15 protein-coding genes, 1 other RNA gene and 1 riboswitch are annotated in these 14,188 nt (G+C 68.3%); of the genes, 5 read left to right on the top strand and 11 right to left on the bottom strand.

Annotated elements, in window-relative coordinates:
• The first annotated feature begins 152 nt into the window (after window positions 1–152).
• From ftsE to ssrA, 5 genes are all read left to right on the top strand, one after another.
• Window positions 153–944: a cell division ATP-binding protein FtsE gene (ftsE, locus tag AC6EUH_RS00185; RefSeq protein WP_056425948.1), complete on the top strand. Its 792-nt coding sequence runs from the start codon at window positions 153–155 to the stop codon at window positions 942–944.
• Complete coding sequence (ftsX, locus tag AC6EUH_RS00180) at window positions 941–1,855, top strand: permease-like cell division protein FtsX (protein WP_056425951.1); 915 nt, start codon at window positions 941–943, stop codon at window positions 1,853–1,855. Before ftsE ends, ftsX begins: the two co-directional genes overlap by 4 nt.
• 34 nt (window positions 1,856–1,889) lie before the next feature.
• Window positions 1,890–3,305 carry a peptidoglycan DD-metalloendopeptidase family protein gene (locus AC6EUH_RS00175; protein WP_499737789.1) on the top strand — a complete coding sequence of 472 codons (1,416 nt, stop codon included), beginning with the start codon at window positions 1,890–1,892 and terminating at the stop codon, window positions 3,303–3,305.
• Window positions 3,306–3,413: 108 nt separating this feature from the next.
• Entirely contained in the window at window positions 3,414–3,884 is a 471-nt protein-coding gene (gene smpB, locus AC6EUH_RS00170; RefSeq protein ID WP_024367797.1) for an SsrA-binding protein SmpB, read from the top strand.
• Between the two features lie 139 nt (window positions 3,885–4,023).
• Window positions 4,024–4,392, top strand: a transfer-messenger RNA (tmRNA) gene (gene ssrA / locus AC6EUH_RS00165).
• A gap of 94 nt (window positions 4,393–4,486) precedes the next feature.
• Here the strand turns inward: ssrA and AC6EUH_RS00160 are convergent.
• The 11 genes from AC6EUH_RS00160 to aroA all read right to left on the bottom strand — a co-directional run bounded on the left by AC6EUH_RS00160 (window position 4,487) and on the right by aroA (window position 14,186).
• Entirely contained in the window at window positions 4,487–4,621 is a 135-nt protein-coding gene (locus AC6EUH_RS00160) for a hypothetical protein (RefSeq protein WP_260982379.1), read from the bottom strand.
• Window positions 4,622–4,670: 49 nt separating this feature from the next.
• Window positions 4,671–5,042, bottom strand: a complete 372-nt coding sequence (locus tag AC6EUH_RS00155; RefSeq protein ID WP_056425954.1) for a hypothetical protein — start codon at window positions 5,040–5,042, stop codon at window positions 4,671–4,673.
• A 61-nt stretch (window positions 5,043–5,103) separates the two neighbouring features.
• A complete protein-coding gene (locus tag AC6EUH_RS00150; protein WP_056425957.1) occupies window positions 5,104–5,478 on the bottom strand; it encodes a fluoride efflux transporter FluC in 375 nt (124 codons plus the stop codon).
• Window positions 5,475–5,903, bottom strand: coding sequence for a fluoride efflux transporter FluC (locus AC6EUH_RS00145; RefSeq protein WP_499737475.1), 429 nt, complete (start codon window positions 5,901–5,903; stop codon window positions 5,475–5,477). Before AC6EUH_RS00145 ends, AC6EUH_RS00150 begins: the two co-directional genes overlap by 4 nt.
• The gene (locus AC6EUH_RS00140) at window positions 5,904–6,617 is read right to left on the bottom strand and encodes a metal-dependent transcriptional regulator (protein ID WP_056425963.1); all 714 of its coding nucleotides are present in this window, start codon (window positions 6,615–6,617) and stop codon (window positions 5,904–5,906) included.
• 35 nt (window positions 6,618–6,652) lie between these two features.
• The gene (locus AC6EUH_RS00135; protein WP_499737474.1) at window positions 6,653–7,411 is read right to left on the bottom strand and encodes a class I SAM-dependent methyltransferase; all 759 of its coding nucleotides are present in this window, start codon (window positions 7,409–7,411) and stop codon (window positions 6,653–6,655) included.
• Between the two features lie 82 nt (window positions 7,412–7,493).
• Window positions 7,494–8,960, bottom strand: a complete 1,467-nt coding sequence (locus AC6EUH_RS00130) for an aminotransferase class V-fold PLP-dependent enzyme (RefSeq protein ID WP_056425971.1) — start codon at window positions 8,958–8,960, stop codon at window positions 7,494–7,496.
• Window positions 8,961–8,994: 34 nt separating this feature from the next.
• A riboswitch (SAM riboswitch) is annotated at window positions 8,995–9,108 on the bottom strand.
• A gap of 64 nt (window positions 9,109–9,172) precedes the next feature.
• Window positions 9,173–10,711, bottom strand: a complete 1,539-nt coding sequence (locus AC6EUH_RS00125) for a glutamyl-tRNA reductase (protein WP_499737473.1) — start codon at window positions 10,709–10,711, stop codon at window positions 9,173–9,175.
• Between the two features lie 104 nt (window positions 10,712–10,815).
• A complete protein-coding gene (gene hisN / locus AC6EUH_RS00120; RefSeq protein ID WP_056425973.1) occupies window positions 10,816–11,628 on the bottom strand; it encodes a histidinol-phosphatase in 813 nt (270 codons plus the stop codon).
• Window positions 11,629–11,683: 55 nt separating this feature from the next.
• A complete protein-coding gene (gene rsgA / locus AC6EUH_RS00115) occupies window positions 11,684–12,799 on the bottom strand; it encodes a ribosome small subunit-dependent GTPase A (RefSeq protein ID WP_499737472.1) in 1,116 nt (371 codons plus the stop codon).
• Complete coding sequence (aroA, locus tag AC6EUH_RS00110) at window positions 12,783–14,186, bottom strand: 3-phosphoshikimate 1-carboxyvinyltransferase (protein WP_499737471.1); 1,404 nt, start codon at window positions 14,184–14,186, stop codon at window positions 12,783–12,785. The genes rsgA and aroA overlap by 17 nt, the downstream gene beginning before the upstream one ends.
• Window positions 14,187–14,188 lie beyond the last annotated feature (2 nt).

The following is a 14,188-nucleotide window of genomic DNA, read 5'->3' as shown; positions in this document are numbered from 1 at the left end:
TAATCCTGCGACACGCCCCCGCACTCGGGCCGATCCGCCGGGGCCCGTGCGTATAGTCGAGAAGCCGGAGCTCTACTTCCCCCACTAGAAAGCCCGCGCACCGGCAGCAGAACTGGGCCGTACCCGTCCACGTCTGCAGGGTACTTAGGGCCATGATCCGTTTCGAAAATGTCACCAAGGTCTATGACCAGAAGGCGCGACCCGCGCTGGATGCGATCAACCTTGAGATCGACCGTGGCGAATTCGCCTTCCTGGTCGGGGCCTCGGGCTCCGGCAAATCGACCTTCCTGCGCCTCGTCCTCAAGGAGGACCGCGCTTCCTCCGGCGCCGTGTACGTGGCCGGGCAGAACGTCGCCAACATCTCCAGCTGGCGCGTCCCCAGGCTCCGCCGCGGGATCGGCGTCGTGTTCCAGGACTTCCGCCTGCTGCCGCAGAAGACCGTCTTCGCCAACGTCGCCTTCGCCATGCAGGTCATCGGGAAGAGCCGCAGCGTCATCCGCGAGACCGTGCCGGAGGTCCTCAAGACCGTCGGCCTCGAAGGCAAGGAAAACCGCCTTCCGCACGAACTCTCAGGTGGTGAGCAGCAGCGCGTGGCGATTGCCCGCGCCGTCGTCAACCGCCCGGGCATCCTGCTGGCGGATGAGCCCACCGGCAACCTGGACCCCACCACCTCCATGGGCATTATGGGTGTGCTGGACAAAATCAACCAGAACGGCACCACTGTGGTCATGGCCACCCACGACGATGACATTGTCAACGAGATGCGCAAACGCGTTGTTGAACTCCGCAACGGCGTCATCATCCGCGACGAGGCCAAGGCCCTCTACACCTCCATGATTCCGGTGGTGGGACAGTCACGCCGGCTGCGCGACGCCAGCGGGCGGGACGCCCAACCCGTCACCACCAGGGCCGAAGCCCGCGCCGCAGCGGAGCACCAGCTGTGAGGCTCCAGTTCATCCTCGCCGAGATCGCCAGCGGCCTGCGCCGCAACCTTTCCATGGTGGTCTCCGTCATCCTGGTGACGTTCGTGTCCCTGACCTTCGTCGGCGCCGCCGGCATGCTGCAGCTGCAGATCAACCAGATGAAGGGCTACTGGTACGACAAAGTCCAGGTTGCCATCTTCCTCTGCAGTGACGGTTCGACGGCGGCCGGCTGCGCCACCGGCCCCGTCACCGCGGAACAGCAGGAAAACCTGCGGAAGGTCCTGGCTTCCCCCGCGGTGGCCCAGTACGTCAACGACTTCCAGTTTGAGTCCAAGGACGACGCCTACAAGCACTTCAAGGAACAGTTCTCCAATTCCCCGATCGTCGACTCGGTGACGCCGGACCAGCTCCCGGCTTCCTTCCGGATCAACATGAAGGATCCGGAGAAGTACCAGATCATCAGCGAGACCTTCTCGTCGCAGGCCGGCGTCGAAACCGTGATCGACCAGCGCCAGCTCCTGGAACGGCTCTTTTCCGTCATGAACGCCGCCTCCCTCGTGGCCGTGAGCGTCGCCGGCGTGATGATCGTCTGTGCCATCCTGCTCATCGCCACCACCATCCGCCTGTCGGCCTTCAGCCGGCGACGGGAAACCGGGATCATGCGCCTCGTCGGGGCGTCGAAAATGGTGATCCAGCTGCCGTTCATCCTCGAGGGGGTGATTGCCGCCGTGATTGGCGCCGCGCTGGCGTCGGGAACGCTGTGGGCCGTGGCGCACTTCTTCCTCGGCGGCTATCTGTCCAAGCAGTATCCTGACACCGCCTTCATCTCCGCAGGTCAGACGCTGATTCTGGTGCCGGCCCTGATCGGCCTCGGTGTTCTGCTGGCAGGCGTATCATCTCTGCTGACCCTCCGTCGATACTTGCGGGTCTAGCGTGCGCAACGAAAAGGGAATGCCCATGACACCGATGCACCAGCCCGCCCCTAACCCGGGTTCGGCCCGGCTCCGCGTGGCCGGCCGCCGCAGCCGCCTCGTCAGCGCCACACTGGCGCTCGTCCTGGCGGCGAGCATGGGCGCATCATCCCCGGTCGCGTTCGCCGACACCCTCGAGGACCAGCAGGCCGCCCTCCGCGACGAAGCCGCCAAGGTCCAGCATTCCCTGGAGTTCGTGGACTCCCGGATCGCCAAGACCGCCTCGGACCTCGTCGTTTACCAGGGCAGGCTTCCCGGTGCGCAGCAGGCCCTGCTGGACGCCCAGGGCCGCGTCGCCACCGCGGTCAAGGAAGCCGAGGCCCTCGCCGCTCGCGTGGATCTGGCTCAGCAGAACAAGGCCAAGATCACCCAGCAGCTCGAGACGGACCAGAAGAAGATTGCCGGCACCAGGAAGCTGATCGGACAAATCGCCACCCAGGCCTACAAGTCCGGCGGCGTGCCCTCCAACCTCTCGTTGTTCTTCGGCTCCAACGAGGGCGGGAGCCTCACGGACACCATCGACCTCGCCGACCAGGCGATGCGCAGCCAGAACGCCGCGATGGACAAACTCACCCAGCAGAACGCCACCAACGTCAACTCGCAGGCCCGCCTCGAAGCGGTGGAAGGCGAGATCAAGGACCTCAAGGCGAAGGCCGATGCCGCGCTGGCACGCGAACAGGCTGCCCGTGACGAGGCGGAAGCCAAGAAGGCCCAGGTGGACAAGCTGATCGCCGACACCACCCGGCTTGAGGGGGAGCTCCAGGCCGCGAAGCCGGGAATCCAGCGCCAGCTCGCCCAGGTCAAGACTCGGCAGGATGCTGTCGCGGCCGAAATCGTCGAACGTGACCGCAAGCTGCGCGAAGCCTGGGAAGCCGAGCAGCGCCGCATCGCCGAGGCTGCCGCTGCCGCGGCCGCTGCGGCTGCCAGGGCCCGGGGCCAGGCTGCGGCCAAGCCGGCCCCGTATGTCCCCGCCCCGCCGGGACCCCCGTCAGCCTTCGGGTTGCGCCACCCGTTCAACGGCGTCCCGATCAGCTCCGGCTTCGGATGGCGCGCCACCCCGCCGGGCACCATCGACTTCTACGGCCAGGGCGGCTACATGCACACCGGCATCGACTTTGCCGCCGCCTGCGGCACGCCCGTCTACGCCGCGGCGGCCGGTACGGTGTTCTCTGCCGGCTGGGCCAACGACGGCGGCGGCAACAACGTGAAGATCTCCCACGGCGTCGTCCAGGGCAACTCGCTGACCACCGTTTACTACCACAACTCCAGCGTGGTGGTCTCCGCCGGGCAGCAGGTCAGCCAGGGGCAGCTGATCGCCTATTCGGGAACCACCGGCAACTCCACGGGGTGCCACTCGCACTTCGAAACCTGGCTCAACGGCCGGGCCGTTGACCCCATGAACCTGCTCTGATCAGCCCGGAGCGGACGCCTCCCGGCAGCCCGGCTCCTCTGCCGTAAACTGGAGAGAGCCTGCGCCGCCCCGGCATAGGGCCCACCCATCGATCCAAGGAGTTCTACCGTGCCGAAAGAAAGTGGCCGTAAGGTAGTGGCCACCAACCGCAAGGCCCGGCACGACTACCACATCCTCGATACCTACGAGGCCGGGATCGCGCTCATGGGGACGGAAGTGAAGTCCCTCCGCGAGGGCCACGCCTCCATGGTGGACGGCTTCTGCACCTTCTACAACGACGAGCTGTGGATGGAGGGCATCCATATCCCCGAGTACCACCAGGGGAGCTGGACCAACCATGCCGCACGCCGCCGCCGGAAATTGCTGCTGCACCGCGACGAGCTCACCAAGATCTCGCACAAGATCCGCGAATCAGGCTTCACCATCGTCCCCCTCCAGCTGTACTTCCTGGATGGCCGGGCCAAGGTGGAGATCGGCGTCGCCCGCGGCAAGAAGGAATACGACAAGCGCCAGACCCTGCGCGAGCAGCAGGACAAGCGCGAGGCCCTGCGCGTTATGCGTGAGCGGAACCGGCGCTGACGGACCTGCCGCGGGCCGCGGGAATGATTTCCCGCAGGGGTGCGTTATGCTTGATAGTCCGGGAAGGTCCGGCGCAGGATCCGCAGCACAGCTGCACCAGGGTTCAGCGGCAGACCTGGCCGGTTTGATAAAAAAATACGGGGATGATCGGTTTCGACGATGTTAGTCGCGACAGGTGAAGCGGGCCGAGGATGCAGAATTATCTCGTAAACGCTGTCTGCAAACCAATAAGTGCCGAATCAAAACGCACTGACTTCGCTCTCGCTGCCTAAGCAGTAAGACAGTCCGTCAGCCCGAGGTTGCTATTGCCCCGGATCCTGGCGTCATTTAGATAGCCACTGCTGTTTACCTCCGTCATCGGGGTGAACGGGACTCTTAGATGACTGGGCCCGGATCGGCCAGCTGTTTGCAGCATGGCCGGGGCCGAGAAAATCCGACGCAAACTGCGCCCGGAGAAGCCCTGACAACACGACATCGGACGGGGGTTCAATTCCCCCCATCTCCACCATCGGAGCCCCGGAAACGGTGCTCCACCCCGTAAAGTCACACACAAAAGGCCGGAAGCCTCAGCTTCCGGCCTTTTGCTTTGCCCTGGCGCTGAATCAGCGCTTCTTGATGTGGGCAACGGGGTCCGCGTGCGTCTCCGCGACGTTCTTGGACTTCTTCTCGGCCCGTTTTTCCTTGATGGTTTTCACGGGCTTCTTGACCGCGCTCCGGTGCGGCGTTTTGTCAGGCATGTGGGCGCTCCCTAACAGCAGGGGGCCGGGATGGCCCCGTGCTACTAAGTTACGCCTCGGGCACCGCAACGTCCACGATGCCGACGAAGCGGCTGCCGACGCCCTCGTACTCGCTGCGGACCAGGCCGGAGCCGACGCCGGGAACCTCGTACGGGGCGTGGTGAGCGCAGCACACATAGGTGAAGTCCGGCCACCACTTCTTCGGCCGGGCCGCCTCCGAGAACCCGCAGACCGCGCACGTCAGCTGGACCCAGACCGGACGTTTGCCGGTCCGGTTGGCTTTGGACTGCACCAGCCACGCCGGCGGGTTGTCCAGGAGGTCGCCGAGCTCGGCGTCGGTGAGCCGGGGCGGGATGCCGTGACGGTGGGCCATTTCCAGCGGAATATCAAGGATCTGGGCAGCAACACGACGGGTAATCATCCTTCAACGATACGGGATGGGAGGGGACGTAATCCGCCCGTGGGGGCCGGGGTTACCCTCGTCACAGAGCTGTGATGGCCAGCCCGAGCGCTGCCGCGGCCAGGCCTGCGGTGAGGTTGGCGGCGATGTTGAGGACGGCGGCGCGGTAGCGCGTCTCACTCACCAGCCGCACGGTGGCGGTGGTCCAGGAGCTGAAGGTGGTCAGGCCGCCCGCCAATCCGGTCGCGAGAGCGGTCTGCCATTCGGCGCCCAGCCCCAGCCGGGCTGTCAGCCCCACTGCGGCGCCGATGATGAAAGAGCCGGCGACATTGACCGCGAGCGTCGCCCAGGGCCAGTGCGGATGGCGTCCCGGGTGGTGCGCAAACCAGGAGTCGACGGCGAAGCGCAACAGGGCGCCCGCGACGCCGAAGGCTCCCACCAGCACGGCGGTGATCACGATGCCCCGCCGGCCACGTCCGCGAGGGTTTTGCCGGTCTTCCACCCGGCGGCCGCGGCGCCGAGGCCCAGGACCAGAGAGAGCGCAAGATAGGCCAGCCAGCTGGCATGGAAGCCGCCGCGGATCTGCTGGTCAATGGTGAACACCACCGCGGAGAAGGTCGTGAAGGAGCCCAACAGCCCGGGGCCAAGGCCGGCGCGCAGCCAGAAGGCGGTCTTGGGCCGTGCGATCCAGATTGTGGTGAGGGTCGCGAGGACAAAACTTCCGACGACGTTAATCACCAGGGTGGTCCAGGGGACGCTGCCCGCGGTCTCGGGGAACACCACCCCGGCCCCGTAGCGCAGTTCCGTCCCGATCAGCCCGCCGACGGCGACCGCCGCCCACGCCCGCCAGCCCGGCAGTCCAGCCGGCAGTGCAGTCCGCATTCAGCGCAGCTCCAGACTGCAGCCGGGATGGACCGCCTCGCTGTGGACCCAGAGTGCGGAGGCGACTTCCTCGGGGAGGTCGAACTCGCGCCGGGCCGTCCCGGAACCGATGCGCACCATCAGGGCGCCACCGAAGGGCTTCCGGCCCAGCACCTCGACGTCGGCGTCCAGCGCGATTTCCTCGGCGGAAAGGTAGCGCAGCAGCTCGGGGTTTTCGTCGCTGATGCGGGTGATCAGGCCGGTGTGGCCGTCATCGAGTTCGCTCATCCGGTGAGCCGCGGGCATCTGGACTGAACCATCCGCGGCCGGGATTGGATCGCCGTGCGGATCCCTCGCCGGGTTCCCGAGCTTCGCTGCCATCCGTTCGATGAAGGTGTCCGAGACGGCATGCTCCAGGAGTTCGGCTTCGTCGTGGACCTCGTCCCAGCGGTAGCCGAGCTCCCGCACGAGGAACGTTTCAATGAGCCGGTGCCGCCGCACCATGGACAGTGCCAGCCGGACGCCGTCGGACGTCAGCGTGATGGCGCTGTAGGGCTGGTGGTCAACCAGGCCCTGGTCCTTGAGCTTGCGGACCATCTCGGAGACCGAGGAGTTCGCGACGCCGAGGCGCTGGGCCAGCTGCGTGGAGGTGATGGGCTTGTCCTGCCACTCCGTGAAGGAGTAGATGACCTTGACGTAGTCCTCGATCGAGGAGGAGGGCAGACTGGTCTTCACAGCCTCAAGCCTACCGTCAGGCGGCGCCGGCGGTGTCAGGCCCTGACTGCCCGCCAGCTCTGTGTCAGGTAGGGGAGCGGGAGGAGCTCGCGGGGGTCGTGGCCCAGATGTTCGTGGAGGTACCAGTCGAGGTTGCCCAGCACCTTGGCGCGGGTGGCCTCGCCGGCCGCCAGGTAGTAGCTGCGGGACTTTGTCAGCTCCATGATGTCGGCGGTGCGCACCGGATCTTCCCATCGGGTGAGGTGGCTCTCCAGGCCGGCGAATTCCGGGCCCACCGGCGGAGTGAAGTGCGGTTTGTGGACATCGCCGGCGTGCATGATGCGCGAGAGCCGGTGCACCCACGGAACGGAGGTGTCCAGCTGGTTCCAGACCAGCCCCAGGACACCGTGGGGGCGGAGGATCCTGGCGATCTCCGTGCTGGCCGGGACCGGATCGCACCAGTGCCACGCCTGGGCGACGGTGACGAGGTCGAAAGCCCCGGCGGGAAGTCCCGTGTGCTCCGCGGTACCCTCGACGGCGGTGACGTCCGGGAGCGTCCTGCGCAGCTGCTCCAGCATGTCTGTGGACGGGTCCACCGCCACCGTGTGCAGGCCGCGTCCGGCCAGCAGCGCCGTGAACTTGCCCGTTCCGGCACCGAGGTCCGCGGCATCCTTGGCGCCGGCGGGAATCAGCCAGTCGGCGGAATCGCCGGGGTAGCCCGGGCGGACGCGTTCGTAGTGTTCCCCGCCGTCCCGGAAGCTCTGCCCGAGCTCCTGGCGGCGTTCCTGATGCAGTTTGGGGCCACCGCGCGCCACGTGCGATCTCCTTCGGCAGGTCCGGATGGGTACCTTTCGAATTTACCGCACGCGGCAGGGGCCGCGGCTCCTCACCGCAGAGTCAGTCCAGGGTGCAGGGGGCCGCGCCCGCGGTGCCGGGCGTGTTGGGTGCCCAGTGCGGGTAGGTGCGGGTGTCGTTGGACGGGACCCAGCGTCCCGCGTCCACCACATAGTCCCAGCCCAGGCCGGTCTGGCGTAGCTGCTGGAGTGCGGTGAGCAGCCGCTTGGCGTCCTCCAGCCGGGAACCCAGGCCGAAGCTTGCCCGCAGCGAACCGGAAGGCAGACCGAGCCGCCGGAGCAGGGGGTGCGCGCAGAAGCGGCCGTCGCGCAGCCCGATGCCGTGTTCGGCCGACAGGTACGCCGCGACCAGGCCCGCGTCGTAGCCCTCGAGGGAGAAATTGACGACGCCGATCGTGCCGGTGCCAGCACCGCCCCCCGGCCCCTCGACTGTTGGAGCGTCGAAAGAAGCACTGTCCGAGAAGATCTGGTGCACGGTCACGCCGTCGATCCGGGCGAGGCCCTCGACCAGGAAGGACCGGATGGCGTTTTCGTGCGCGTGCCACTGGTCCACGTCAAGATCGGCGATCACTTGGGTGGCCCGGGCCAGGGTGGCCGCGCCGAGGACATTGGGCGAGCCGCCTTCGTGCCGGGCGGGCCCGGTGGTCCAGCTGACCGTGTCGATCCGGGCGTCCTGCACGGCTCCGCCGCCGGCCAGGTGCGGCGTGCCGGCGTCGAGCCAGTCCGGACGGCCCACCAGCACCCCGGCGCCGAAAGGTGCGTAGAGCTTGTGCCCGGAGAAGGCGAGGTAGTCGACGTCGTCCGCGGCGATGTCGATCCGCCGGTGCGGCGCCAGCTGGGCGGCGTCGACGACGATCCGGGCGCCGTATTCGTGGGCCAGGGCTGCCAGTGCCCGGATCGGCAGGACCTCACCGGTGACGTTGGAGGCGCCGGTGACGGCGAGCAGGCTGACGCCGCCGTGGGCGAGTTCCCCACGGAGGAGGTCCAGCGTGCCGGCGAGGGTGGGTGCGGCAATGACACTGCGGTGCGGCACGCCCTGCCACGGCAGGAGATTGGCGTGGTGTTCGATGTCGAGGTAGAGCACGTCGCCGCTGTGCACGCCGTCGACGACGGGCAGGCAGCCGGCCAGCAGGTTCAGGGAATCCGTGGTGTTGCGGGTGAAGATCACCGCGTCGTCCGGGCGGCCGCCCACGAAATCGCGGACAATAGTGCGCGCATTCTCGTAAACGGACGTGCTGATCTGGGAAGCGTAGCCGGCCCCGCGGTGGACGCTGGCGTAGAACGGCAGGATTTCGTTGAGGTAGGCCGAAACGACGGAGAGCGCGGGGGCCGAGGCGCCGTAGTCCAGGTTCGCGTAGCGGATGTGGCCGCCCTGGATGAGCGGCGCCTGGATCTCGGCGCCCGTCACTGCGGCCAGCGGCCGGCGGGCGATGGCGGACCGTGTCTCGGGGCCGGCCTGGGCGTCGGCGGCGTGGCGTTCGGTGGTGGCGGGAATGGTGGCAGTCGTCATGGGACCTCGCTCGAAAAGGACCCCACATGCCGGGGATCCGCGCTTGCCGGGTCCGTTCCGGACCGGCCAGGTCGTCACCCGGGGCACCCCGCCGCGAAAGGAGGGTTGCCGGCCAGCAAACCGGGGTTTCGCGCTGGCACTCGTGACCTGCTTCGAGCCTAGGACATTCCCCGTTCCGGCGGAAAGGAGCCGGCTGAATGTGAAGCTGTTTGTTACGCGCGGCAGGTCGCGGCGGGAGCAGCGATCCCGGCTGGCGGCCGCATCAGGAGCTGGAAGGTTGAACAGCTTCCGGGGCATCCGGCGCCCGGGCCGCGGGTTCCGCCGCAGACCGGAGCGGCTGGTTCGGGCGCCGTTTCTTCAGTCGCTTCGGCGGGCACACGGGCCGGCCCGGCCGGGTTCCCGCTCACAGCGGTTCTCCGGCTGTCGGCCTGGACGCTGAGGCCGAACAGCGCCTCGAGCGCTGCGGTGTAGTCGTCTTGCCGGCCGAGGGCGGCGAGCTCCCGGGCGCGGACCGTCGGGGTATGGAGCAGGCGCCGGAGCAGGTGCCGGAGGGCGAGGTTGACGTCGTCAGCCGAGGCGACCCGGCCACGCTGTTTGCCGACGCGTTCCATTTCGCTGCGGAGGACCTGATGGAGGTGCTCGCGCAGGGCCACGACGGCCGAGTCCACGGCGCGGACCGCATCCTGTTCCTCGAAGCGGACGGCCGCCTGCCGGACCAGGGCGCGGGCGTGGCGCAGCGCTTCGGCGTCGGCCGGGGGAGCAGCGAGGTGGACTGATTCCAGCGTGATGAGCTCCACTCCCGGCAGTTCCGCCACCTGCGGGTCGAAATCATGGCTGGGCGCCAGGTCAATGACGGTGAGCGGACGGTCCGCACCCACACGCCAGCGCGCGAGGGCGGCAGCATCGATGCGGGCCCCTGAACCGCTGCAGCCAATGACAAGGTCAGCCCCGGCAACGGCTGCCGGCAGCTGCCGGGCGGAGACGGCGCGGCCTCCCCGGGCTGCCACGAAAGCATCCGCGCGGCCGGAGTGGGAGAAGACCGAGATGTCGGAATATCTGCGGGTTTTCAGCAGCTCCACCACACACCCGGCGTAAGCACCGGTACCGAGGAGAACGGCCGACGTTCCGGCGGCGGCAAGGTCCAGGGCAACAGCAGCGATGGATCTGCCGGCGCTGCCGAGCGCGGTCTGTGCCCCCACGTCCTTGGCCGTTCGGGACGCGGCCTGGAACAGCCTGCCCAGCCGCCCGCTGGCGGTTCCGGCGGCCTGTGCGTCGGCGAGGGCTCGGCGGACCTGGCCTGCGACTTCACGCTCACCCACCACTACCGAATCCAGGCCGGCGGCAACGGCGAAGAGATGTTCGACGGCGGCGGCTCCCCGGAGCTCCTCGAAAAGGGCCGCCAGATGGATCATCGGCAGCCCGGAGCAGAGGACGACCGCATCGAGGATGTCCCCGCGCGCGGCGTCGAGGCCCGCCAGGGACGGGAGCTCGCAATAGATTTCGAACCGGTTGCAGGTGGACAGGACTACGGATGCGGAGATGCGCGCCCCGTCGGAGACAAGACCGGAGACAAGACCGGAGACAGGACCGGAGACAGGCTCGGAAACAAGGTGCGGCGCAAGTCGGGCGGACGCGCTATGCAGGGCGGCGGCGGATTCCGGGCCCAGGTCCCGGTATTTCGCCACGAGCACCAGCAGTATGGGGCCGGTCCCGGCAGTGCCACGATTCGAGGCGTGAAGTGCGTTAGACAAGGCTGCTCTCCTCCCAAAAAGATGCCCTACCCTAGAGGCCGCCGTCGGGCCGCCGTCTTGGACAGAATTGTGCAGGGAGGTTGGGGAATCCTTGGGAACAGTTGCTAGAGCAGGTCGTCCAGCCCCGGGTTGAGCCGTTTGAGGACCTCGGAGTGCAGGATGGAGTTGGTGGCCAGGGCGTTCCCGCCGAAGGGGCCGTCCTCACCTTCCAGGGACGTGAAGCGCCCGCCGGCCTCGGTGACGATCGGCACCAGCGCCGCCATGTCGTAGAGGTTCAGTTCGGGCTCGCAGGCGATGTCGACGGCGCCTTCGGCCACGAGGCAGTAGGACCAGAAGTCCCCGTAGGCGCGGGTGCGCCAGACTTCCTCGGTCAGGCCCAGGAACTCATCGAGGTTGCCGCGCTGCTTCCAGCCGCCCAGGCTGGAGTAGGACAGCGAGGCGTCCGAGAGTTCGGAGATGTTGGACACCTTCAGACGGGTGGCGGCCGCCAGCGAACGGCCCGTGTAGGCCCCGGCGCCCTTGGCGGCCCACCAGCGCTTGCCCAGCGCGGGGGCGCTTACGACGCCGACCACAGGCTCGCCTTCGTCGACGAGGGCGATCAGCGTGGCCCAGACGGGGACGCCTCGGACGAAGTTTTTGGTCCCGTCAATGGGATCGATGATCCATCGGCGGGAGCCGTGGCCGGAACTGCCAAACTCCTCGCCGAGCACGGCGTCGCGCGGACGGGAGCGGGACAGCTGGCCGCGGATAGCTTCCTCGGCCGACTTGTCGGCGTCGGTCACCGGCGTCAGGTCCGGCTTCGTCTCGATCCGAAGGTCGAGCGCCTTGAAGCGGCTCATGGTCTGGGAATCTACGGAATCTGCCAGTACATGGGCAAGGCGCAGGTCATCGTTGTAGCTTGAAGCGGGTTGACTCATGGTTCCAAACTACCGTCAAAGCGTGCGGGGGAGCGGTAGGCGGCACCGCGGCCGGCTACGAGACGGTGCCCAGTTCCTTGACGTCCTGGGCTTCCATCCGCGGGTCCGTCCCCAGCAGGCGGCGGAGGGATGCGAGCCGGGCCGGGCCGGATTCGCCTGCATGGCCGGCGGCCACCCAGGCGTCCACGCCGCAGTTGACGGCGCTGGAATCATGCTTGCAGCCCCGCTCGCAGTTGTCGGTGCCCGGCTCGAGGTCCGGGAAGGACCGCAGGATCCGGTCAGGGTCCACGTGGGCCAGTCCGAAGGATCGGATGCCCGGGGTGTCGATGATCCAGCTGCCCGAGGGCGCATCGTTGACCTTGAGCGCCAGGGCCGAGGAGGACGTGTGGCGGCCGCGCCCGGTGACGGCGTTGACGCCGCCGGTGGCGCGCTCGGCGCCCGTCAGGGCGTTAACCATCGTGGACTTCCCGACGCCGGAATGGCCGATCATGACGGTGACCTTCCCGTCGAGGTGGCCGCGCAGCTGTGAGACGGCATCCTTGTCCAGCCGGGCGGACAGTCCGTCGTCCGAACGGGCATCGATGCCGGAGGCGGCGGAGTCCGCCGTCTTGGAGATGATCACCGGGAAGGCCAGGTGCTGGTAGTTGGAGAGGAGTTCCGCGGGATCCTTGACGTCGGCCTTGGTGACGAGCAGCAGGGGCTCGATTCCGGCGTCGTACGCGGCCACGAGAGCCCGGTCGATGAAGCCGGTCCTTGGCTCCGGATTGGCGGCCGCCACCACAATCACCAGTGTGTCGGCATTGGCGACGACGGCGCGCTCGATCGGATCCGTGTCGTCGGCGCTGCGCCGCAGCAGGGTCTTGCGGTCCTGGATCTTGACCAGCCGGGCCAGGGTGTCGGGTTCACCGGTGACGTCGCCCACCAGGGAGACGAAGTCGCCGGCGACCACGGGGTTGCGGCGCAGTTCCCGGGCGCGGGCGGCGATGATCTTGCGCTCTTCGGGTGTGCCTTCGGCGACGACGGCGGTGTAGCGTCCCCGGTCAACGGTGATGATCCGCCCGGTCACGGCGTCGTCGTAGCTGGGCCGGTCCTTGGTGCGGGGCCGGGTGCCCTTCTTGTTGGGGCGGATCCGGACGTCGGATTCGTCCCAGGAATCAGTGCTGCGGGCCACCGGCCGGGTCCTTCCCTGCGGGTGCGCCCTGGGCCAGCATGGACTCCCACAGCTGCGGGAAGTCCGGCATGGTCTTGGCCGTGGTGGCAATGTCCTCGACCTCGACGCCCGGTACGGCCAGGCCAAGGATGGCGCCGGCCGTGGCCATGCGGTGGTCGGCATAGCTGTGGACCACGCCGCCGTGCAGCGGCGCGGGCCGGATGATGAGGCCGTCGCTGGTCTCCTCGGTGTCGCCGCCCAGCCGGTTGATCTCGGCCACGAGGGCGGCGAGCCTGTCCGTTTCGTGGCCGCGGAGGTGGGCGATGCCGCTCAGCCGTGACGGTCCCGTGGCGAGGGCGCACAGGGCGGCGACGGTGGGGGCGAGTTCACTGGTCTCGTCGAAGTCGGCGCCCTTGATGTCGGGGCCGCCGGTGACGGTCAGGGTGCCGTCCGTCAGTGTGACGGTGGCGCCCATGGCGGCGAGGATGCCGCGCCAGAGGTCACCCACCTGCGTGGTCTCCGCCGGCCAGTTGGGGATCCGCACGGTCCCGCGGGTGGCGAGGGCCGCAGCGAGGAACGGCCCGGCGTTGGAGAGGTCCTGTTCGATCCGCTGGTCAAAGGCGCGGATCGGACCGGGGGAGACAACCCAGTGGTTCGGGCGGGAATCGTCCACGGCCACTCCGACGCCGCGCAGCACGGCCACCGTCATGTTGATGTGGTCCAGGCTCGGCACCGGCTTGCCTGAGTCTTCGCTGCTGCGGTGTTCCAGGTGGAGCCCCTCGGTGAAGCGGGCTCCGGCCAGCAGCAGGGCGGACACAAACTGCGAGGAGGCGCTGGCGTCGATCACGAGGTGCCCGCCGCGCACTTCGCCCGTGCCCTCGACGGCGAACGGCAGCGACGACGCCGGACCGCCGTCGGGCGCGCTGACGGCGACGCCCAGCCCGGTCAGCGCCTCGATAATGGTGCCCATCGGGCGCTTGCGCGCGTGCGGATCGCCGTCGAACAATGACGCTCCCCGGCGCAGGGCCGCGACGGGCGGCACGAACCGCATGACCGTCCCGGCCAGGCCGCAGTCGATCCCGGTCCTCGCCCCGGAGGCATCCAGCCGGATGGGCGTCACGGCCAGATCAGGACCGAAGGCGCCGTCGCCGGGAACCTCCGTGATGGTGGCCCCGAGCTGCCGCAGCGCCTCAATCATGAGGGCGGAATCCCTGGAGTGCAGGGGAGCACGCAACCTGGAGGGTCCGTCTGCGAGGGCCGCCAGCACGAGGTACCGGTTGGTCAGGGACTTCGATCCCGGGACGGTGACCGTCGCGTCGACGGGCTTTCCGGCGAACGGCGCCCGCCAGAGCGGAGCGGTGCCGGCCGGAACGGGGTGGGCGGCTGCGGAGGGGGTGGTGCCTGTCATTG

This window comes from Arthrobacter sp. 001422645 (assembly GCF_059816125.1).
This window is presented reverse-complemented; position numbering and strand designations above follow the sequence as displayed.